This is a genomic window from Amycolatopsis sp. NPDC003865, assembly GCF_053605345.1.
The window spans coordinates 87,383-107,863 of sequence record NZ_JBSGJA010000011.1; the positions used below are offsets into that span (position 1 = coordinate 87,383).

The following is a 20,481-nucleotide window of genomic DNA, read 5'->3' on the forward strand; positions in this document are numbered from 1 at the left end:
GACCACGCACGAGCTCCTGAGGAGGAGTGTTGACTGCCGAGGCCCTGCCCGCCGAGCTGCGGCGTGCGATCGTCCAGATCGCCCGCACGCCGCGCCTGCTGGTCGCTTGCGACTACGACGGCACGCTGGCACCCATCACCCTCAACCCGGACGAGGCACGCCCGCTGCCCGAGTCCGTCGGCGCTCTCAGATCGCTCGCCGGTCTGCACGAGACGACGACCGCGGTCATCTCCGGCCGCGCGCTGCGTGACCTCGCGACGCTGTCGCGGCTGCCGTCGGAGGTCAACCTCGTCGGCAGCCACGGCTCGGAGTTCGACATCGGCTTCATCCACGCCCTCGACGAGAAGGCGCGGGAGCTGCACCGGCGGCTGGAGGCCGAGCTGGAGCAGCTCGTGCTGGACGTCCCAGGCGTGTCGCTGGAGGTCAAGCCGGCCAGCATCGCGGTGCACGTGCGCCGCGCCGAGCACGAGGCCGGGCGCCGCGTGCTCGCGGCCGTCCACTCCGGACCGTCCACATGGGAGGGTGTGTCGACCACCGACGGCAAGGAGGTGGTCGAGCTCGCGGTCGTCCAGACGGACAAGGGGCGCGCGCTCGACATCCTGCGCCACCAGGTCGGCGCCACCGCGGCGATCTTCCTCGGCGACGACGTCACCGACGAGAAGGCCTTCGCCCGCCTGTCCGGCCCGGACCTGGGCATCAAGGTCGGCGACGGCGAGACGCTCGCCGGCTTCCGGGTGCCCGACACCGTGGACGTCGCGCTGGTGCTCGCGTTCATGCTGGAGGAGCGGCGCAACTGGCTCTACGGCGAGTCGGCGCCGCCCATCGAGCGGCTGTCGATGCTGGCCAACGAGCGGTCGGTCGCGCTGCTGACGCCGGACGCCAAGCTGACCTGGCTGTGCCACCCGGGCCCGGACGCGCCCGCGGTGTTCGCCGACCTGCTCGGCGGCGAGGGAGCGGGCCACTTCTCCATCAAGCCGCACCGCAACGGGCTGCCGCTCGGCCAGCGCTACCTGCCGAACACGATGACGGTCGAGACGCGCTGGTCGCGCCTGCTCGTCACCGACTACCTCGAGCCGGAGAGCCCGCAGCACCGGACCGACCTGGTCCGCGTGATCTCGGGCGAGGCGGTCGCGAGCGTCAAGTTCGCCCCGCGCCCCGAGTTCGGCGGGGTGCCGGTGAAGCTGGAGATCGTCGAAGGCGGCGTGCGGGTCCTCGGCACGTCGGAACCGTTCGTGCTGTACTCGCCGGGCGTGGAGTGGACCATCACCTCCGACGGCCTGCACGACACCGCGAGCGCGCTGGTCCAGCCGACGCCGACCCAGCCGGTCGTGCTGGAGCTGCGCTGCGGCACCACCGACCTCGGCCCGCACGAACTGTCCGAAGTGGAGCGACGCGACCGCGCCGGCCGGTACTGGAGCGAGTGGACGTCGAAGCTGAAGCTCCCGACGGTGCAGACCGACCTGGTGCTGCGCTCGGCGCTGACCCTGCGCGGCCTGGTCAACACCGACACCGGCGGCGTGCTGGCGGCGGCGACGTCGTCGCTGCCGGAGGAGATCGGCGGCGTCCGCAACTGGGACTACCGCTACTGCTGGATCCGCGACGCCGCGATGACCGTGCGGGAGCTCGTGCACCTGGGCTCGATCGAGGAGGCCGAGGGCTACCTGCGGTGGCTGCACGGCGTGCTCGCCACGCTGGCCGGCCCGGAGCGGCTGCACCCGCTGTACACCTTGGCGGGCAGCGTGATCGGCGCCGAAGCGGTCATCGAATCGCTGCCCGGTTATGCCGGTTCTCGCCCGGTTCGCGTCGGCAACCTGGCGAACCACCAGGTGCAGCTGGACGTTTTCGGCCCGGTTGTCGAGCTCGTCGGCACGCTGGCCGCGGCGCGCAGCGACCTGCGCGACGAGGACTGGCAGCTGGTCCGCGCGATGGCGGAAGCCGTGACGCGGCGCTGGAACGAGCCCGACCACGGGATCTGGGAGGAGCGGCACGTGCCGCGCCACCGGGTCTACTCCCGCGTCATGTGCTGGGTGACCATCGACCGCGCGATCAAGCTCGGCGAGCAGTACGGCCGGGAGATCCCGGGCAACTGGCAGGGATTGCGCGAGGAGATCTCCCGCGATGTCCTCACGCACGGCTGGAACGACGAGGTCCAGGCCTTCACCACGGCTTATGACGGCACGGACCTCGACGCGGCCTCGCTCTTCGTCGGGCTCACCGGCCTGATCGACCCGGCCGACGAGCGGTTCCAGCAGACGGTGACCGCGATCGAGGCGGAGCTGCGCAGTGGGTCCACTGTGTACCGTTACCGCCGCGACGACGGCCTTCCCGGTGGTGAGGGCGGTTTCCACATCTGCGCGGCGTGGCTGATCGAGGCGTACCTGCTCACCGGGCGGCGCACCGAGGCGCAGGAGCTGTTCGACCAGATCGTCGCGGCCGCCGGCCCGACGGGGCTGCTGCCCGAGCAGTACGACCCCATCGCGGAACGGTCCCTCGGCAACCATCCGCAGGCCTATTCGCACATCGGGCTGATCCGGTGCGCCAACTTGCTGGCGGCCAGTTAGCCCTTTCGGTCTGAATCGCCGTCGAGGCCACCATGAGGAAGCTCGAGTTCCTTATGGTGGCCTTCACGGCGTTCGGAGGTGGGGTCGGTGCAGGGAACCTTCGGACAGGTCGAGTTCGTGCCCCTGCCGCCGCGCTTCGCCGACCGGGTGCGCGCGGGCTCGGTGGTCGTCGGGTGCACGATGATCGCCGCGATGGTGCTGCTGGTCGGCCTCACGACGTTCCTGGAGATCCTCGCCGACGGGCACCTCTTGCCGGACTCGCTGATCGGGAAGGGCGCGGCGGTGCTGCCGCCGCTGGGCGTGCTGGCGATCGCGGTGCTGGTCCTCACGTCACGGCGTTGCCTGCGCGGTGACTACCTGGTGGTCGCGACCGCCGCGACGGCGCGTACCGCGCTGCTGTTCGCGTACGTGCTGACGCTCGTGCTGATTCTCGGGCTCTTCGCGGCGCCGATCGTGTTCCGGCTGCGGCCGGACGTGCTCACGACGGTGGCGACGTTCGCCTTCGCCACGCTGGGGTACGTGGCCGGGACGTTCTTCGTGCGGCCGTCGGTGCAGACGCTGCGGAAGTTCAGCGATCACCCGATGTGGTGAGGAAAGCGGCCCAGGCGGCGGGGCTCAGGTGGAGTTCGCCCGCGGGTGCCTTGGAGTCCCGGACGCCCACTCGCGCACCGAGCGCCACCTCGACACAGTCGCTGCCCTGGCCATCTGTGCTGTAGCTGCTCTTGACCCACCGTGCGTCTACAGTGGACACCGCAGCCTCCCGCTCAGAGCCGTTCGATCAGCGCGATCGAGTCCTCCGCATCCAGGGCCCGATCGGCAAAATCCTTGAAGGCCAGCTTAGCAGCGGCGACCTCTGCCTCCTTCTCAACGTGAACCGAGCCGAAGATGTGCTCGACGTAGGCGATGTCAGGCTCCTGGGGGTCGTCGAAGCTCGCGATGATCAGGTTGCCGTTCTGGCCCGCGTAGGCGCCGACATCCTCCGGCACCACCTGCAGGGTCACGTTCGGCAGCCGCGCCCGTTCGACCAGGTGCCGCAGCTGCTCCTTCTGCTCCGCCCGCCCGAGGATCGGCTTGCGGAGCGCGTGCTCGTCGATGATCGCGTGGTACTTCAGGACCGGCTTGTCGGTGAGCCGCAGCTGCCGCAGCAGCCGCACGGTGACCTCGTTCTCCAGCACCTTCGGCTTCATCGGCCGCCGCGCCGCGGCGAAGACCTCGCGCATGTAGGCCTCGGTCTGGAGCAGCCCGGGGATGTAGCCGAACTGGAAGACCTTCACCGCGCTCGCTTCGGCCTCGATGGGCAGGAACCCGCGATTCCCCACCCCGTAGTGGTGCCACCAGCCCTTCTCCTTGGCGCGGTCGTAGGCGGCGATGTACTCGTCCCAGTCCGAAACGACCACGTTGTACCGGTCGAGGAGCGCGCGGAAGTCGTGGTACGGCGGCAGGTACCCCATCTCGATGCGCGACATCTTGCTCGTCGACATGCGCAGCGGCGCGCCGGCTTCGTCCTGCGTCATGCCGAGCCGTTCGCGCATGCGCTTCAGCTGACGCCCCAGCTGCCGGGCGGGCAGGTTCGGCTCACCCACGGCTGACCCCTCGGAACCACATGGGCACGGATAGTAAGGCCCGGGTCCGGCAATCTGGGATTCCCGCATACACAGATTTCTTTGCACAACTTTCTTTGCACGGCTACAGTGGCGGCATGACCAGCGCTCCACCACCGGAAGAACTGGACCCCGACGTCCTCAAGGCCGTCACGCACCCGTTGCGCCGCCGGATACTCGGCGTGTTGTCCGCGGGGCCGGCGACAGCCACGAAGCTCGCGCAGACCCTCGGCGAGAACACCGGCGCGACCAGCTACCACCTGCGGGAGCTGGCGCGGTTCGGGTTCGTCGAAGACGTCCCGGAGCTGGCCAAGGGCAAGGAACGGTGGTGGCGGACGCGGCCGCGGGACATCCGGTGGCCGCGCCGCAGCTCGCAGAGCGCCGAATCCCGCGTGCTGTTCGACGACATGCAGCGCCAGGGGTTCGAGGACGACCTCGAAAAGCTGAACCGGTTCGCGGAAACGCGCGAGGAGCTGCCCGGCGACTGGCCGGACGCGCTGCTCTACGCCCGCGGCGGCACGTGGCTCACCGCGGAGGAACTGAAGCGGTTCTGGGACGACTACATGGAGCTGTTCCGCCGGTACTGGCGGCCCGAGGACGACCGGTCACCGGAAGCGCGGCGCGTGCTCGTGCGCCTGCTCGCGTTCCCGGATCCAGGGGAATCGACATGACAGGGGATCTCACATGCGAAAAGGGGCGCTACTACTGGTGGCCGGGGTGATGCTGGCGCTTTCGGTGCCGCCGCCGGCTTCGGCGGCGGACAGCTCGGAGGTGACCTTCACGAACGGCGGCGTGACGTTGCACGGCAGCGTCGTCGCACCACCCGGGGGAACGAAACTGCCGGGCCTGGTGATGGTCCACGGCTCGGGGGCGCACAGCCGTGAGGACTACCGCGACCAGGCGGAAGCCTTTGCCCGGCAAGGGATAGCGACGCTCATCTACGACAAGCGGACCGAAGGGTATTCGCAGTTCTCGCGGTCGTATCCGACACTGGCGGACGACGCGCTGGCGGCCGTCGAGACGTTGCGGAAACGGCCGGAGGTCGATCCGTCGCGGGTCGGCGTGTGGGGATTGAGCGAAGGCGGCTGGGTGGCGCCGCTGGCGGTTTCCCGGTCCGCTGACGTCGCTTTCGTCGTGACGCTGGGGGCGAACGGCGTGGAACCGTCGCGGCAACAGGCGTGGGCGATCGAGAACCAGCTGCGGCGCCTGGACATGGACGGCTCGATGGTCCGGATGGCGTCGTCGACGATGATGCGCCAGCTGGTCGGCGGCGGCGTGTTCCCGGAGGCGTACTACGACCCGGTGCCGGTGCTGAAGAGCCTGCGCCAGCCGGTGCTGGGGTTGTGGGGCGCGAAGGACGTCCTGACGCCACCGGGCGAGGCCGTCCGGATCCTCCAGGAGTCACTGGCGCACTACACGTTGCGGGTGTTCCCGGACGCCCAGCACCAATTGCGCCGTACGACCGACGGTTACGACAAGCTGCCGGGGTACGCGCCGGGCTACCTCGAGCTGGTGGGCACGTGGGTGCACGACCTGCCCGCGGCTTCTTCGGCCGACGCGCCGCCACCGCAGGACCGGCCGAGCACCGCGGTGACGCCGTTGGCCTGGTACGAGTCGACGTGGCTCCAGCTGGCGGTACTGGTGTTCCTGCTGGTGGCGTTCGGCTTCGGCCTGGGCCGCGGCACGCGCCGGCTGGGCATCACGGGCCTGCTGACGGTGGTGGGCTTCCTGGCCGTCGACGTGCTGATCCAGACGTCGATGGGCAAGGGCCTGGGCCCGGTGGTGCTGGGCCGGCCGGTGCCGTGGCTGGCGGTGCAGCTGCTGGCGGTGGGCACGGTGGCCGCCACCATCGCCACGGCCGTGACGTGGTGGCGGCACCGGACCCCACGGCTCGGCGTGGCCTTGGCCGGGGGCGCGGTGTTCATCCCCTGGGCGGTCTATTGGGGACTGCTGGGGGTCTAGGCGGAATAGCCCTTCGGCGGGATCAGCGTCGCGAGCTGGTCGAAGCTGAGCCAGTAGATCTGGTTCCCGCCGAAGCTCGCCGGGTCCGCGATCTTGACGGTCATGTCCGAGCTGTCGTACCCGATGACGGTGAAGTAGTGGTAGATCGTGTAGTTCGGGTAGCCGGGCGGGTGGTTGTTCGCGGGCGCGACGATGTTGGCGACGACGGCGTAGCCGTTGTTGATATCGAGGGTGATGTCGCGCCAGAGCAGGTCGCGCTGGGCCTGGGTGGGCGGGTCGTTCGGCATCTCCTTGGTCTCGTACCAGGAGGTGCCGAGGTCGGCGTTCAGGACGCCGGTGACCTGCCCGACCCAGTCGGTGCCGTTGGTGGTGGTGCCGAGCTGCGAGGCGAGCGTGCTCTGGCTGGGCAGGTTCGCAGTCCGCGCGGACATGGCGATCCGCGTGGCGGCCGGGCCGCACCAATAACCGGTCTCCTGGACTTGGTACTGGATGGTGAGAACGGCCTCGGTACGGGCTTGGGCGACGGCGGGCAGGCCGACGAGCCCGAGGGTGGCGACGAGCGCGACGAACCCCGCGCGGAATCTACGCATGACGATCCTTCCCCAGTTGTGACGCCGGTTTGTTGGCGCCTCACGAGGATGATCAGGGTCCGGGGTGCAGTTCGTCTCTCACCCCACCCCGGATGGATCACGCCGAAAGGTGGTCCCGCCGCCGGGGCACGCGGTCACACCACGAGTTCCGCATCAGTGACGCAAGGCGGCCTCGAGTGCCTCGGCCAAGGTCACGGGCGGGCGGCCGATCAGGCGGCGCAAGTCGCCGGAGTCGGTGTACATCTCGCCGCGGTTCATCCCGCGGTCAGCGTCAGCGAGGACCTCCGCCAGTTCGGCGGGCAGGCCAGCGGCGGCCAGTGCCTGGGCGAAGTCGGCCACCGGGAGGTCCGCGTAGGTGACCTGCTTCCCGGCCGCGGCGGAGATCGCGGCGGCGAGCTCGGTCAGGGTGAAGGATTCGTCGCCGCCGAGCTCGTACACGGCGCCGGTGTGACCTTCGGTCGTGAGGACGACCGCTGCGGCCTCGGCGTAGTCGGCGCGGGACGCGGCGCTGATCCGCCCGTCGCCCGCGGCACCGGCGACCGCGCCGTTCAGCAGGATCTGCGGCAGCTGGCTGGTGTAGTTCTCCAGGTACCAGCCGTTGCGCAGCAGCACGCTCGGGATTCCGCGGTCCCGCAGGTACGCCTCGGTCTCGCCGTGCGTGGCACCGATGATGGTGGTGGCCGTGTCCGCGTGCGTCGTGCTCGTGTACGCCACCAGCGACACGCCCGCGGACGCCGCGGCATCGATCACGCGGCGGTGGTTGGCGACCCGCTCGCCCACGGGGACCGAGGCCGAGATCAGCAGCAGCCTGTCCGCCCCCGCGAATGCCCCGGCCAGGCCGTCGGGGTCCGCGAAGTCGGCGCGGCGCACCGTGATGCCCCGGTCGGCCAGGTCCTTGATCCCGGCGATGTCCCGGCTGGTCGCGATGATGTCCGCGGCCGGCATCCCGCGCCGCAGCAGTGCCTCCACGGTGAGCCTGCCCAGCTGGCCGGTGGCTCCGGTGACGACGATCGGCATGATGGTCATTCCTTCCTTCCGCGCGTGCCTGGCACGCCTGCCGCGGTCCTCCGCGGGGTGGAACACAGGATGACCTGCGCACTCTCTGCTGGGGAGTAGCCACTTGTTGGTAGGGTACTTACCGCAGCGAAAGCATTGAGGTGAGCCGGATGACTGCTGTCGAGAACGTGACCGGGCCCATACCGTCGTTCGATCCGTACGAGCGCGGCTGCCCGTCGCGGGACCTGCTCGACCAGATCGGCAGCAAGTGGGCGGTCCTCGTGCTGGGCGAACTCGGCCGGAACGGGACCTCCCGGTTCAGTCATCTCCGGCAGGCGCTGGCGGGCGTGAGCGAGAAGATGCTCACCCAGACGCTGCGCACCCTCGAACGTGACGGGCTGGTCAGCCGGACCGTGTACCCGGAGGTGCCGCCGCACGTGGAGTATGAGCTGACCGCGCTCGGCCAGACGCTGCGGGAACCGCTGAAGGCGCTTACGGAGTGGTCCGTGGCGCACATCGGAGAAGTCATCGCAGCCCGCGAAGAGTACGACGACCGCACTGAGCGCACCAGGTAATCGGCGGCGGCCGGCTGCCCGTGAACGCTCGCGTGCGCTGCGGGCAACTGGGGGCATGCAGGTGATCCACGAGGGATCGGAGATCGGCGGGCCCGACCGCCCGGACCTGGGCGGAAGCGAGCCCGGGCCGGCGTTCGGGCGGCTCTTCGACGCCCATGCCGCCGCGCTGCGGCGGTACCTCGCCCGGCGCGTCGGGCCCGAGCCGGCCAACGACCTGGTCGCCGAGACCTTCCTCGTCGCGCTGCGGCGGCGGGAGTCCTACCGGCCGGAACTCGGTACCGCGCGGTCGTGGCTCTACGGCATCGCCACCAACCTGCTGCGCCACCACGTGCGGTCCGAACTGCGCGGGCTGCAGGCCACCGTGCGGCTCGCGCGCACCGGTGACCACACCCACGCCGGGCACGACGGCCGCGTCGCCGAGCAGGTCGATGCCCAGGTCCGCGCCGCGCAGCTCGCCGGCGCGCTGGCCAAGCTCAGCCCCGCCGACCGCGACACCCTGCTGCTCGTCTCCTGGGCCGGGCTCGAACCGGCCGAGGTCGCCGAGGCCCTCGGCATCCCGCCCGGTACCGTCCGGTCCCGGCTGCACCGGATCAGACGCTGGCTCAGGACGAACGCCCCGGCTCAAGAGCAAGAGGAGGTGCAGGACCTTGCGTGAAGACAACGTCCGGAAGATCTGGTCCGACGCCGAACTCGACGCGGCCCTGTCCGATCTGCACGACGACGTCGGCGAGGACGACGGGCTGGCGTTCGCGCGCGCGTCCCTGATGGCCGCGGCCGGCACCGCCGAAGCAGCCCCCCAGCCCCGCCGGCGTGGCACCTGGCGGTGGATCGCGGTCGCCGCGGCCGTCGTCACGCTGGTCGGCGGGCTCGGCATCGTCGTTTCGCTGCGCCCGTCGGCGCCGGAACCGGCGCAGCCCGCCGCGCAGCTCGCCGACCCCGACCGGCCGCTCGCGCCCGGCGAATTCCACTACGCGCAGAAGCTCGCGTGGGTGACCCAGATGACCTTCGGGCTGCCGTCGAAGTTCCAGCAGATGGTCGAGCTGTGGATCCCCGCCGATCCCACCGGCGTCTGGCACCGCCGCACGAGGTGGACGGGCGGGATCACCGGGCTGGACCCCACCACGCAGGCCAAGGTCCGCGTCGATCGGACGCCCCGCGACGAATACGGCCCCGGCGGCGTGTTCCCCGGCCAGCCGCCCACGAACTGGCTGGCGCCCGACGCGGCGTTCGTCGCCTCGCTGACCCCCGATCGCGCAGAGGTCGCCAAGGCCCTGCTCAGCGACAACCACGGCGGCCCGGCCGAGTCGATCACGATGGTGCGCAGCGTGCTGGCGCTGGGCCTGGTCGGCAAGGACGTCCGGATCGCCCTGCGGGACGCGCTGAGCGCGATGCCCGGCGTCTACGCCGAGGCCGGGCACACCCCCGACGGGCGTTCCGCGACGGTCGTCGTCGGGAAGGACAAGGGCCAGCGCCTGTACCTCGACCCGACGACGGCCCAGCTGATGGCCGCGGCCGACGGCGTGTTCTCGGTGACGGGCGGGTCCACCAACGTCCCGCTGAGCACGTCGCGGATACCACCGCCGAGCTCCGAGTCGTTCCCCTCGACGACCGTCACGATGTCCTCGGAGATCCCGCCGGCCCCCCCGACCGCGCAGAAGTTCGGCGAGCCGGACGCCGTGTACTCGTTCTCGATCAGCTGGACCTCGGGGTGATCAGCGGGCGTGACTGGCCGCGTTCAACGCGTCCGCGACGTTCGCCACCTCCAGCACGCGGATCCCCGCCGGCGGCTTCCCCGAGTCCGGCGGGACCAGGGCGTGCGTGAAGCCCAGCCGCGCGGCCTCCGCGAGCCGCCGTCCGACGCTGGGCACCCGGCGGATCTCACCCGCCAGCCCCACCTCGCCCACGGACACCAAGCGGGGTGACAAGGCGACGTCTTCGAAGCTCGACGTCAGCGCCAGCACGAGCGCGAGGTCGATCCCGGGCTCGGTGATCTTCATGCCGCCGACGGTGGCGGTGTAGACGTCCTTGTCGCCGAGCTTCAGGCCGCCGCGCTTCTCGAGGACGGCCAGGACCATCGCCACGCGCGCCGAATCGAGCCCGCTCACCGCGCGCCGGGGCTGCGGCGCCGACGTCGACGACACCAGTGCCTGGACCTCGCCCAGCAGCGGCCGCTTGCCCTCCAGGGACACGGTGATCGCCGTGCCGGGGACCGGCTCCGCCGTGCGGCTGATGAACAGCCCGGACGGGTCCGGCACCCCGACGATGCCTTCTTCCTGCAGCTCGAAGCAGCCGATCTCGTCGGCGGCGCCGAAGCGGTTCTTGATGCCGCGGACCATCCGCAGCGTCGAGTGCTTGTCGCCCTCGAACTGCAGCACGACGTCCACCAGGTGTTCGAGCACACGCGGGCCGGCGACCGAGCCGTCTTTCGTGACGTGCCCCACCAGGACGACGGGCAGCCCGCGCTCCTTGGCCAGCGCGACGAGCCCGGACGTCACCGCGCGGACCTGCGTGACACCCCCCGGCGAGCCGTCGACCTGCGGCGACGCCATCGTCTGCACCGAGTCGACGATCAGCACGCCCGGCTTGACGTCGTCGACGTGGCCGAGGATGGCCGAGAGGTCGCTCTCGGCGGCGAGGTACATGCGGTCGTGGACGTTGCCCGTTCGCTCAGCGCGCAACCGGACCTGGCCCGCCGACTCTTCGCCGGTGACGTAGAGGGACCTGTCGACGGTCTTCGCCCACTGGTAGGCGACTTCGAGCAGCAGGGTCGACTTGCCGACCCCGGGCTCACCCGCCAGCAGGACGACGGCGCCCGGGACGAGGCCGCCACCGAGCACCCGGTCGAGCTCGGAGACGCCGGTGCGCCGGGCGCGCGCGGCTTCGACGTCGACCTCGCCGATCGGCCGCGCGGGAGCGCTGGGCGCCCCGGCGGCGACGCGCTGGATGGCCGGTTTGACCGGCGCCCCGCGTTCCTCGAAGGAGCCCCATTCCTGGCACTCCGGACACCGGCCCAGCCACTTGGCCGCTTCGTACCCGCAGCTCCCGCAGCGGTAGGTGGTCCCTTTCTTCACCCCGCGAGGCTAGCGGCGACCACCGACAAAACCGGGGACCTACTCCTTGACGTGCGCCGGAGCCGCGACGGGCAGCTCGACGGTCACCGGGCCGGCGTTCTGGAACACGAACGTCACCTTGATGGTCTGCCCCGGCCACAGCGGCTGCTTCAGCGCCGGCAGCTGCACCGTGGCCTGGCCCACCTTCTCCGGCGCCGTCGGCGTCGCGGCCGGGCCGGACGACGGGACCTCGGACGTCGACGACGCCGTCAGGCTGCCCGGCGTGTTCGTCTCCGACTTGGTGGGCGTGGCGCTCGAGCCGGCCGACGTGCCCGTCGAGGAGGGTGCGCTCGGCGGTGTGGTCTGCACCTCATTGGTGGACTCGACCGCGTCGTCCGGGCCGATCACCAGGGAGTGCCCGGCGACGACGGCCTTCGAGCCGCCCAGGGTCGCCTGGGTGCCGTCCTCGGTCGTCACCGAGACCAGCGAGTCGTCCTGGGTGCCGATGTTCACGACGGTCAGCGTCAGCGACGGGGTCGCGCCGGCCGGGTAGCCGGGACCCGACGTCGGGTACTGCACCGCCGCGTCACGCAGGACAATGGTCTTGACCTGGGCATACGTGCCATTGACCGCAGGCTGCTGCGAGGCGGTCTGGGTGATCTGGCCGGCCCCGCACCCGGCGAGCACGAGCGCGGCACCGAGCGCCAGCACGCCCGCGCCGAGCACGCGACGATTCTGCAGCCTCACGTCGCAGTCCTTCCACTTTCACGGCCTCGTCACCGCGAAGACTAGCCGGGCGCGATCTCCCGGGCAGAACCGGTCCGCGTTGCGCCCAAGATCAACCGTCCACAAAGGATTCCCATCACCTCGGGAAACGCGTCCCGGTCACCTGCATGAGCACGGGCGTCGGACGTTTGTCAACCCCCGCCCAGGCCGCTGACCTGCGAGGACGAGTCCGGCCCGCTAGGTGGGCACTGGCGGACCGTGCTAGGATGGAGTCAGCGAAAGGGGCAGAGGACACATGGTTTTCAAGGTCGGAGAGACCGTCGTCTACCCGCACCACGGTGCCGCACTCATCGAAGCCATCGAGACCCGCGTGATCAAGGGCGAGGAAAAGAAGTACCTCGTCCTCAAGGTCGCGCAAGGGGATCTCACGGTTCGCGTGCCCGCTGACAACGCCGAGATCGTCGGTGTTCGCGATGTCGTCGGGCAAGAAGGACTGGACAAGGTCTTCGACGTTCTGCGTGCTCCGCACACCGAGGAGCCAACCAACTGGTCTCGTCGGTACAAGGCCAACCTCGAGAAGCTCGCCTCCGGCGATGTGAACAAGGTGGCCGAAGTGGTGCGCGACCTCTGGCGGCGAGAGAAGGACCGCGGGCTTTCGGCGGGCGAGAAGCGCATGCTCGCCAAGGCGCGGCAAATTCTGGTCAGCGAGCTCGCGCTCGCGGAGGGCACCGACGAGGACAAGGCTGAAGTCCTCCTCGACGAAGTTCTGGAAACCGCGACGGTCTGAGCCCAGGGCGTTCGCCCGACGGGCGGGTGGATGCCTCTACGATCGCGAACCGATGAACGTCATCGCGATCGTGACCGTCGCACATCATGCCTCCGACGGAGAGCTCGCTCTCACGCCGGTCCATGGTGAGGCGCTACTCACGCACACCGTGCGGGGGCTGCTCGGCGTACCGGAAATCGATCTGGTGCTCGTGGCGGCCCCCCAGCGGTGTGCGCAGTTGTTTTCCGAGGCCGTTCGCGGCCTGGACTGCCGGGTCGTCCCCGGCTCGCTCCGGCAGGCCTTCGCCGCCGTCGAGCCCGATCTTCCCCGTGACACAGTTGTACTCCTCCACGACGCTCTCCGGGCCTTCATTCCTGCGGAAACCGTGCGTGAGGTCATCAACGCGGTGGGTGACGCGCCGATCGTCGTCCCGGTGCTGCCGATGGCGGACACGGTGAAGGTGACCGACGCCTCGTTCATCGTCGGCACGGAGGACCGGAACCGGTTGCGCACGGCCCAGACCCCGATCGGCTACGCGCTGCCGGCGTTCCTCTCGGCGGCCGACCCGTGGGACGTGACGGGCGCGGCGCTGGTGGCCGGCCACCCGGACGCGATGCGCGTCACAACGGAGTTCGAACTGTCCCTGGCCGAGGCGATCGCGGCGGCACCGAAGAACGAGGAGACGCTGTGAGGATCGGCAACGGGGTCGACGTCCACCCGGTGGAGGCGGGCCGCGAGTGCTGGATGGCGGGCCTGCGCTGGCCGGACGTGGACGGCTGCGCGGGCCATTCCGACGGCGACGTGGCGGCGCACGCGCTGTGCGACGCGCTCCTGTCGGCGGCCGGCCTTGGCGATCTGGGCGCGGTGTTCGGCACCGGCGACCCCCGGATGGACGGCGCCCACGGGACGGACATGCTCGCGGAGGTCCGCGGGCTGATCGAGGCGGCCGGCTGGCGGGTCGGCAACGCGTCGGTCCAGATCGTGGGCAACGCGCCGCGGGTGGGCAAGCGGCGCGAAGAGGCCCAGAAAGTGCTGTCGGAGGCGGTCGGGGGCCCGGTGAGCGTGTCGGGCACGACGTCGGACGGCTTGGGTCTCACGGGCCGCGGCGAGGGGATCGCGGCCTTCGCCACCGCCCTGCTGCTGGCCCGGACGTAGGGTCGGGGACCATGTTCAACGAAGCCACCAAGGCCCTGCTCGACGGCGCCAACTACCCCGTCGTCGCCACCACCAACGCCGACGGCTCGCCGCAGAGCTCCGTCGTCTGGGCGAAGCGGGACGGCGACACCGTGGTCTTCGTGACCGTCCAGGGCCGGCGCAAGGAGCGCAACATCCGGCGCGACCCCCGCGTCTCGCTCTCGGTCTTCGACCTGGCCGACCCCGAGAACTACGTCGAGATCCGGGGCCGCGCCGAAGTCACCGTCGAAGGCGGCGCCGAGCTGAACGACGAACTGGCCCGCAAGTACACCGGCGACGTCTTCCCGCCCGAGCCGGCCGGCGTCGTGCGCGTGCTCGTGCGCGTTTTTCCCGAACACATCACAGGGCATTCGGCCTGACGGTCCCGTTAGGCTGGAAACCATGACGATCAGGGCCGTGTTGTTCGACTTCTCCGGCACGCTCTTCCGGCTCGAGCAGGACGAGTCCTGGCTCACCGAACTGACGAACCACGAAGGCGAGCCGCTCGACATCGAGGCGCAGGCCGAGCTGATGCGCCGGATGACCGCCCCCGTCGGGCAGGTCGTCGAGCTGGACGCCGAGCACGTGCACGCCTGGCGGGAGCGCGACCGCGACCCCGGGCTGCACCGGAAGGTCTACCTCGAGGTGCTCAAGAAGTCCGGCGTCCCGCACGTCGACCAGGCCGAAGCGCTCTACAACCGGCTCATCGACCCCAGCCAGTGGACGCCGTACCCGGACACCGAAGCCGCGCTCAAGGCGGCGTCCGAGCGGGGCCTCAAGGTCGGCGTGCTGAGCAACATCGCCTTCGACATCCGGCCGGCCTTCACCGCGCGCGGGTGGGACGCCTACGTCGACGAGTTCGTGCTGTCCTTCGAGGTCGGCGCCATCAAGCCGGAGCTGGAGATCTTCCGCAAGGCCGTGCAGGCGCTCGGCGTCCCGGCCACCGAGACGCTGATGGTCGGCGACAGCGAGGAGGCCGACGGCGGCGCCCGCGCGCTCGGCTGCGAGTTCGCGCTGGTCGACCCGCTGCCCACGGCCGAGCGGCCGGACGCCCTGCTCACGGCCCTGCGCGGCTTCGGCGTGGCGTGAGGGCCAGCGAAAAACCGCCTGCCCGACCCCGTACCCTTTGAGGGTGGCCCTTCACCTTTTCGACACAGCGACCCGGAGCGTGCGGGAGTTCCACCCCGTCCGTAGCGGAACAACGTCGATCTACGTGTGTGGTGCCACCGTGCAGGGCGTTCCGCACATCGGGCACGTCCGCGGCGTCCTGAACTACGACGTCCTGCGCCGCTGGCTCGTCCACAGTGGACTGGACGTGCTGCTGGTCCGCAACGTCACGGACATCGACGACAAGATCCTCACCAAGGCCGCCGAGCACGACCGGCCGTGGTGGGAGTGGGGCGCGACGCACGAGCGCGCCTTCGAAACCGCGTACGAGCAGCTCGGCTGCCTGCCGCCGTCGATCAACCCGCGCGCGACCGGGCACGTGACCCAGATGGTCGAGCTGATGGAACGCCTCATCGAGAGCGGCCACGGCTACGTCGCGGACGGCGACGTCTACTTCTCGGTCAAGTCGTTCGACGAGTACGGCAAGCTGTCCGGCCAGGTCCTCGAGGACGTCCAGCAGGGCGAGACGCCGACCCGCGGCAAGCGCGACCCGCGCGACTTCACGATGTGGAAGAGCGCGAAGCCGGGCGAGCCGTCGTGGCCCACGCCGTGGGGCAACGGCCGGCCGGGCTGGCACCTGGAGTGCTCGGCGATGGCGACGGCCTACCTCGGCGCGGAGTTCGACATCCACGGCGGCGGCATCGACCTGGTCTTCCCGCACCACGAGAACGAGCGCGCCCAGTCGAACGCGGCCGGCGACGCCTTCGCGCGGTTCTGGCTGCACAACGCCTGGGTGACCATGTCGGGCGAGAAGATGTCGAAGTCGCTCGGCAACACCGTGTCGATCCCGTCGATGCTGGAGCGCTACCGGGCCCCGGAGCTGCGCTACTACCTGGTCCAGCCGCACTACCGCTCGACCATCGAGTACTCCGACGGCGCGCTGTCCGAGGCGGCGCAGGGTTACCGGCGGATCGAGACGTTCCTGCGGCGCGCCGCGGCGTCGGGTTCCGTCCCGGTCGGCACGATCCCGGAGGCGTTCGCCAACGCGCTCGACGACGACCTGGCCACCCCGCAGGCGTTCGCCGTGGTCCACACCACGGTCCGCGACGGTAACGCCGCCCTCGACGCGGGCGACACCCCCAAGGCACTCGAATTCGCCGCGGCCGTCCGCGCGATGACCGACGTGCTCGGCCTCGACCCGCTGTCCGCGCGCTGGTCCGAGGCGGGCGGTTCCGACACGCCCACCAAGGAAGCTTTGTCCCGGATCGTCGAAGGGCTGCTGGCCGAGCGCCAGCAGGCCCGCGCCGAGAAGGACTTCGCCCGCGCGGACGCCGCCCGTGACCGCCTCTCGCAGGCGGGCATCGTGGTGGAGGACACCCCCAACGGTCCTCAGTGGACAGTCAAGTCCGACTGATCCCGTTACTAAGCAAGGAAACTTTCACCATGGCAGGCAATTCGCGGCGCCAGGGCGCGATCCGCAAGACGGGCACGAAGAAGGGCGCCGTCGTCGGCTCGGGCGGGCAGCGCCGCAAGGCCCTCGAAGGCAAGGGGCCGACCCCGAAGGCGGAGGACCGGCCCGGGCACAAGGCGTACCGCCAGGCGAACGCCCAGAACAAGCGCGAGCAGGCCCGTCAGAAGAAGGCCGACAAGCCGGAGCTGATCGCCGGGCGCAACCCGGTGGTCGAGGCGCTGCGCGCGGACGTGCCGGCGACGGCGCTGTACGTCGCGCTGAACATCGACATCGACGACCGCGTCAACGAGGCTGTCCGGCTCGCGGGCGACAAGGGCATCTCGATCCTGGAGATCCCGCGCGAGGAGCTGGACCGCAAGACGAACCGGGCCGTGCACCAGGGCCTGGGCCTGCAGGTGCCGCCGTTCGAGTACGCCCACCCGGACGACCTGATGGCGGCGGCGCGCGACTCGGGCCAGACCCCGCTGTTCGTCGCGCTGGACGGCGTCACCGACCCGCGCAACCTGGGCGCGGTGATCCGCTCGGCGGCCGCGTTCGGCGCGCAGGGCGTGCTGCTGCCGGAGCGGCGCAGCGCGGGCATGACGGCGGTGGCGTGGCGGACAAGCGCCGGCACGGCGGCGAAGCTGCCGATCGCGGTGGCGACCAACCTGACGCGCCAGCTCAAGTCGTGGGCGAACGAGGGCCTGATGCTGGTGGGCCTGGACGCCGACGGCTCGGTGGAGATCGACTCGCTCGACCTCGCCGACGGTCCGCTGGTCATCGTGCTGGGCTCGGAGGGTCGCGGCCTGTCGCGCCTGGTCCGCGAGACGTGCGACGCGACGGTGTCGATCCCGATGGCGGCGGGCGTGGAGTCGTTGAACGCCTCGGTCGCGGCCGGCGTGCTGCTCGCCGAGGTGGCGCGGCGCCGCCGTGTCGCCGGTCGGGTCTGACGGCACCACCCGGTCGGGTTAAGGTCACCATCGGATAAAGCCGAGGGGACCCGATGTCGTTCGTATCGCCACTGTTCCTGTGGTACTTCATGCCGGCGGTGCTCGTCGCCGTGCTGGTGTGCCCGCGGAGCTGGCGCAACGGCATCGTCGCGGTCGGCAGCCTGCTGTTCTACACGATCGGCGCGGGGCCGTTCGTGTTCCTGCTGCTGGGCTGCATGGTGGTCAACTTCCTGGCCGGCCCGCTGCTGGCCCCGAACCCGTTCGACGTCAACGGCGTCCGGCGGCGCCGCATCCTGATCGCGGTGGTGTCGCTGGACGTCACGGTGCTGCTGATCTGGAAGTACGCCGGCTTCGCGACGCAGCAGATCGCGGCGGTGGCGCACTGGTTCGGCGGCAGCGTGCCGGTGGCGAGCCTGGTGGTGCCGATCGGCATCTCGTTCTACACGTTCCACCATATTTCGTACGTGGTCGACATCTACCGCGGCGAGCGCCAGGCGTTGCGCAACCCGGTGGCGTTCGCGGCGTACATCGCGATGTTCCCGCAGCTGGTGGCCGGCCCGATCGTGCGCTACCGGGAGATCGCCGACCAGCTCCCGCAGCTGAGGTCGCACCGGCTGGACGACATCGCGGCGGGCTTCCCCCGGTTCGCGCTGGGGCTGTGCAAGAAGACGATCATCGCGGACTCGCTGAGCCCGCTGGTCGAAGCGTGCTTCAAGGTGCCCCCGGACGAGATGACGTTCGCGACGGCGTGGCTCGGCGCGATCGGCTACACGCTCCAGCTGTTCTTCGACTTCTCGGGCTACTCGGACATGGCGATCGGCCTGGGCCGCATGCTGGGCTTCCGGTTGCCGGAGAACTTCGCCCGCCCGTACTCGTCGGTGACGATCACGGAGTTCTGGCGCCGCTGGCACATGAGTCTCAGCCGCTGGTTCCGCGACTACGTGTACATCCCCCTGGGCGGCAACCGCAACGGCGCGGCCCACACGTACCGCAACCTGTGCATCGTGTTCGTGCTGACGGGTTTCTGGCACGGAGCGCAGTGGACGTTCCTGGTGTGGGGCTGCTACCACGGGGCACTGCTGGTGATCGAGCGCCGCTTCGGCTTCGACCTGGACCCGGCCTCCCGCTGGTCGCGCATCGGCCGCCGGGCGCTGACGATGCTGCTGGTGGTGTTCGGCTGGGTGTTCTTCAGGTCGGCGGACCTGGGCCACGCGCTGTCGATGATCGGCCACATGCTGATCCCGGACTTCGACGGCCTGGGCGCGGGGGTGGAAGAGGCGTTCACGAACCAGCGGCTGGTGCTGCTCCTGGCGGCGCTGGCGGTGTTCCTGTTGCCGGCCCACCCGGTGACGGGCCCGCTGCTGGAGTCGTCCCGAAGCCGCCCGGCAACGGCGCTGCGCATCGGCGTGATGACGGTGGGCCTGGTCTACGCGGCGATCCTGATCGCGACGGGCACGTTCAGCCCGTTCCTGTACTACCAGTTCTAGCGCCGCCCGACGCGCAGCGACGGCCGGTCAAGCGCGGTCGTGGAGGGTGATCCGGTACCCGTCGGGGTCGGCGAACGTGAACGTCCGGCCGAACGGGCCGTCGATCGGCTCGGCCACGATCGGGTGGCCGTCCGCGGCCAAAGCGTCGTGGATCGCCTGGACTTCCGTTGCGTGGAGCCAGATCGCCGCGCCGATGCCCGGCTGGGTGACGGAGTCGAGGTCGGTGCCCGGGACCACGTCGCGGAGTGCGAACGCGATCGGCTTCGTGTCGAAGACGACCGCGTGCGGCGGGCCGGCCGGCGAGCGGACGAGGCCCAGGTACCGCTCGTAGAACGCCTGCGACGCGGCGAGGTCGCGCGCTTGGAGCGAAATGAAGTCGGGTCCGGTGGCGGGCATGTCGTGCTCCTTTGATGTCAGGTTCCTTACATCAAAGCACTCTATGTCAGGATCCTGACATGAGTCAAACCTGCTGCTCCGACGCCCACCTGGCAGCATGAGCACGATCGAGAGGGGTACCGCGATGAGCGAGCTGGCCAGGACACCGGGCGTGATCCCGTACGTGGACCACCACGACGGCCCCCGCCGGCTGCTCGCCGTCGAGATCCCGCACCTCGGCCACACCGTCCGCGCCTACGCCCCGATCGCCAGCATCGACGGCCGCCAGTACGTCGTCTCGTGGGGCTCGGTGAGCTTCGAAATCCCCGCCGACCGCAACGTCCACGTGAGCGTCCACCTGCACACCAACAGCGGCTACGAGCACACGATCACGCCGTTCGCCTCGACCGTCCTCCCACCGCACCCCGCCCCGATCCGGCTGCTCGCCCAGTTCACGCCGAGCCACGGCCCGCAGGGTGCACTCGTCCCCGTCGGCTGATGCTCGCGACGCGGTACCTCTTCCTCACCCGCCACGGCGAAGCGGCACCCACCGGCGACCTCACCGAGGCCGGCCGCCGGCAGGCGCTCCTGCTCGGCAGGCGGCTGCGCGAGATCCCCGTCAACGCCGTGCACCACGGTCCGCTGCCGCGCGCGAGCCAGACCGCCGCGCTCATCGGCACCCAGCTGCCCGGTGTCCCGATCTACGTCGACAAGGCGGCCGACGACTTCGTCCCCTACACGCCGATGCGCGAGGAACTGCCCGAAACCTCCGGTGACCTCCTGCACGCCTTCACCCGGCAGCTCCCGCCCGCCGACGAGGAACTCGCCGCCGAGGCCGAACGGCGGTTCACCGGGCCCGTGCCGGGCGCCGAGACGCGGTACGAAGTGCTCGTCACGCACAACTTCCTCGCCGGCTGGCTGGTGCGCGCCTCGCAGGACGCGCCGCCGTGGCGGTGGCTCGCCCTGAATCACGCCAACGCCGCCCTGACCGTGATCCGCTACTCGCCGGGGCGCCCCGCGGCCCTGCTGACCTACAACGACGTCGCTCACCTGACGGCGGATCTGCGCTGGACGGGCTTCTCCCCCGACTTTTACCTTCCGTAACCGGTGAA

The 20,481-nt window shown here is 70.5% G+C and carries 24 protein-coding genes; 17 read left to right on the forward strand and 7 right to left on the reverse strand.

All coding sequences use genetic code 11. The features are described from left to right. Positions 1-29 precede the first annotated feature (29 nt). Positions 30-2,561, forward strand: a complete 2,532-nt coding sequence (gene otsB / locus ACWEVP_RS25450; protein WP_452065065.1) for a trehalose-phosphatase — start codon at positions 30-32, stop codon at positions 2,559-2,561. 87 nt (positions 2,562-2,648) lie between these two features. Further along, positions 2,649-3,152 carry a hypothetical protein gene (locus tag ACWEVP_RS25455; protein WP_452065066.1) on the forward strand — a complete coding sequence of 168 codons (504 nt, stop codon included), beginning with the start codon at positions 2,649-2,651 and terminating at the stop codon, positions 3,150-3,152. Here the strand turns inward: ACWEVP_RS25455 and ACWEVP_RS25460 are convergent. Both ACWEVP_RS25460 and ACWEVP_RS25465 read right to left on the reverse strand, forming a co-directional pair. Then, positions 3,130-3,312 (reverse strand): DUF397 domain-containing protein, encoded by a 183-nt coding sequence (locus ACWEVP_RS25460; protein WP_452065067.1) that lies wholly within the window; start codon positions 3,310-3,312, stop codon positions 3,130-3,132. The genes ACWEVP_RS25455 and ACWEVP_RS25460 overlap by 23 nt on opposite strands. Positions 3,313-3,325: 13 nt before the next feature. Then, positions 3,326-4,144, reverse strand: a complete 819-nt coding sequence (locus ACWEVP_RS25465; RefSeq protein ID WP_452065068.1) for a helix-turn-helix domain-containing protein — start codon at positions 4,142-4,144, stop codon at positions 3,326-3,328. 116 nt (positions 4,145-4,260) lie between these two features. On the opposite strand from ACWEVP_RS25465, the gene ACWEVP_RS25470 reads away from it, so the two are divergent. After that, positions 4,261-4,833, forward strand: coding sequence for an ArsR/SmtB family transcription factor (locus ACWEVP_RS25470; protein ID WP_452065069.1), 573 nt, complete (start codon positions 4,261-4,263; stop codon positions 4,831-4,833). A gap of 13 nt (positions 4,834-4,846) precedes the next feature. Next, positions 4,847-6,124 carry an alpha/beta hydrolase family protein gene (locus tag ACWEVP_RS25475; RefSeq protein WP_452065070.1) on the forward strand — a complete coding sequence of 426 codons (1,278 nt, stop codon included), beginning with the start codon at positions 4,847-4,849 and terminating at the stop codon, positions 6,122-6,124. Here the strand turns inward: ACWEVP_RS25475 and ACWEVP_RS25480 are convergent. Next, positions 6,121-6,714 carry a C39 family peptidase gene (locus tag ACWEVP_RS25480; RefSeq protein ID WP_452065071.1) on the reverse strand — a complete coding sequence of 198 codons (594 nt, stop codon included), beginning with the start codon at positions 6,712-6,714 and terminating at the stop codon, positions 6,121-6,123. The two genes, ACWEVP_RS25475 and ACWEVP_RS25480, sit on opposite strands and share 4 nt — an antisense overlap. 153 nt (positions 6,715-6,867) lie before the next feature. Then, complete coding sequence (locus ACWEVP_RS25485) at positions 6,868-7,731, reverse strand: SDR family oxidoreductase (protein ID WP_452065072.1); 864 nt, start codon at positions 7,729-7,731, stop codon at positions 6,868-6,870. A 149-nt stretch (positions 7,732-7,880) separates the two neighbouring features. Between ACWEVP_RS25485 and ACWEVP_RS25490 the strand changes: the two genes are divergently transcribed. Genes ACWEVP_RS25490 through ACWEVP_RS25500 form a run of 3 tightly spaced genes read left to right on the forward strand, consistent with a single transcriptional unit; the run spans position 7,881 to position 9,997 of the window. Further along, complete coding sequence (locus ACWEVP_RS25490; RefSeq protein WP_452065073.1) at positions 7,881-8,285, forward strand: winged helix-turn-helix transcriptional regulator; 405 nt, start codon at positions 7,881-7,883, stop codon at positions 8,283-8,285. A gap of 55 nt (positions 8,286-8,340) precedes the next feature. After that, complete coding sequence (locus tag ACWEVP_RS25495) at positions 8,341-8,940, forward strand: RNA polymerase sigma factor (RefSeq protein WP_452065074.1); 600 nt, start codon at positions 8,341-8,343, stop codon at positions 8,938-8,940. Further along, positions 8,933-9,997 carry a CU044_5270 family protein gene (locus tag ACWEVP_RS25500; protein ID WP_452065075.1) on the forward strand — a complete coding sequence of 355 codons (1,065 nt, stop codon included), beginning with the start codon at positions 8,933-8,935 and terminating at the stop codon, positions 9,995-9,997. Before ACWEVP_RS25495 ends, ACWEVP_RS25500 begins: the two co-directional genes overlap by 8 nt. Here the strand turns inward: ACWEVP_RS25500 and radA are convergent, their stop codons facing one another. Both radA and ACWEVP_RS25510 read right to left on the reverse strand, forming a co-directional pair. After that, positions 9,998-11,356, reverse strand: a complete 1,359-nt coding sequence (radA, locus tag ACWEVP_RS25505; protein ID WP_452065076.1) for a DNA repair protein RadA — start codon at positions 11,354-11,356, stop codon at positions 9,998-10,000. It lies immediately after the preceding gene. A 39-nt stretch (positions 11,357-11,395) separates the two neighbouring features. Then, entirely contained in the window at positions 11,396-12,082 is a 687-nt protein-coding gene (locus ACWEVP_RS25510) for a hypothetical protein (protein ID WP_452065077.1), read from the reverse strand. Positions 12,083-12,356: 274 nt separating this feature from the next. On the opposite strand from ACWEVP_RS25510, the gene ACWEVP_RS25515 reads away from it, so the two are divergent. Genes ACWEVP_RS25515 through ACWEVP_RS25550 form a run of 8 tightly spaced genes read left to right on the forward strand, consistent with a single transcriptional unit; the run spans position 12,357 to position 18,994 of the window. Further along, a complete protein-coding gene (locus ACWEVP_RS25515; protein ID WP_004559016.1) occupies positions 12,357-12,848 on the forward strand; it encodes a CarD family transcriptional regulator in 492 nt (163 codons plus the stop codon). A 52-nt stretch (positions 12,849-12,900) separates the two neighbouring features. Continuing rightward, the gene (locus tag ACWEVP_RS25520; protein ID WP_452065078.1) at positions 12,901-13,518 is read left to right on the forward strand and encodes an IspD/TarI family cytidylyltransferase; all 618 of its coding nucleotides are present in this window, start codon (positions 12,901-12,903) and stop codon (positions 13,516-13,518) included. After that, a complete protein-coding gene (gene ispF, locus ACWEVP_RS25525; protein WP_452065079.1) occupies positions 13,515-13,982 on the forward strand; it encodes a 2-C-methyl-D-erythritol 2,4-cyclodiphosphate synthase in 468 nt (155 codons plus the stop codon). The genes ACWEVP_RS25520 and ispF overlap by 4 nt, the downstream gene beginning before the upstream one ends. Before the next feature lie 11 nt (positions 13,983-13,993). Then, positions 13,994-14,380, forward strand: a complete 387-nt coding sequence (locus tag ACWEVP_RS25530; protein WP_452065080.1) for a PPOX class F420-dependent oxidoreductase — start codon at positions 13,994-13,996, stop codon at positions 14,378-14,380. A gap of 22 nt (positions 14,381-14,402) precedes the next feature. Further along, positions 14,403-15,089, forward strand: coding sequence for an HAD family hydrolase (locus ACWEVP_RS25535; RefSeq protein WP_452065081.1), 687 nt, complete (start codon positions 14,403-14,405; stop codon positions 15,087-15,089). A gap of 43 nt (positions 15,090-15,132) precedes the next feature. Next, positions 15,133-16,521 (forward strand): cysteine--tRNA ligase, encoded by a 1,389-nt coding sequence (gene cysS, locus ACWEVP_RS25540; RefSeq protein ID WP_452065082.1) that lies wholly within the window; start codon positions 15,133-15,135, stop codon positions 16,519-16,521. 29 nt (positions 16,522-16,550) lie between these two features. After that, positions 16,551-17,507 (forward strand): 23S rRNA (guanosine(2251)-2'-O)-methyltransferase RlmB, encoded by a 957-nt coding sequence (gene rlmB / locus ACWEVP_RS25545; RefSeq protein ID WP_452065083.1) that lies wholly within the window; start codon positions 16,551-16,553, stop codon positions 17,505-17,507. A gap of 53 nt (positions 17,508-17,560) precedes the next feature. Next, complete coding sequence (locus ACWEVP_RS25550; RefSeq protein WP_452065084.1) at positions 17,561-18,994, forward strand: MBOAT family O-acyltransferase; 1,434 nt, start codon at positions 17,561-17,563, stop codon at positions 18,992-18,994. Positions 18,995-19,021: 27 nt separating this feature from the next. Here ACWEVP_RS25550 and ACWEVP_RS25555 read toward each other — a convergent pair whose 3' ends face one another. Then, positions 19,022-19,390 carry a VOC family protein gene (locus tag ACWEVP_RS25555; protein WP_452065085.1) on the reverse strand — a complete coding sequence of 123 codons (369 nt, stop codon included), beginning with the start codon at positions 19,388-19,390 and terminating at the stop codon, positions 19,022-19,024. Positions 19,391-19,487: 97 nt separating this feature from the next. Between ACWEVP_RS25555 and ACWEVP_RS25560 the strand changes: the two genes are divergently transcribed. Further along, positions 19,488-19,868: a hypothetical protein gene (locus ACWEVP_RS25560; RefSeq protein ID WP_452065086.1), complete on the forward strand. Its 381-nt coding sequence runs from the start codon at positions 19,488-19,490 to the stop codon at positions 19,866-19,868. After that, positions 19,868-20,473 carry a histidine phosphatase family protein gene (locus ACWEVP_RS25565; protein WP_452065087.1) on the forward strand — a complete coding sequence of 202 codons (606 nt, stop codon included), beginning with the start codon at positions 19,868-19,870 and terminating at the stop codon, positions 20,471-20,473. Before ACWEVP_RS25560 ends, ACWEVP_RS25565 begins: the two co-directional genes overlap by 1 nt. Positions 20,474-20,481 lie beyond the last annotated feature (8 nt).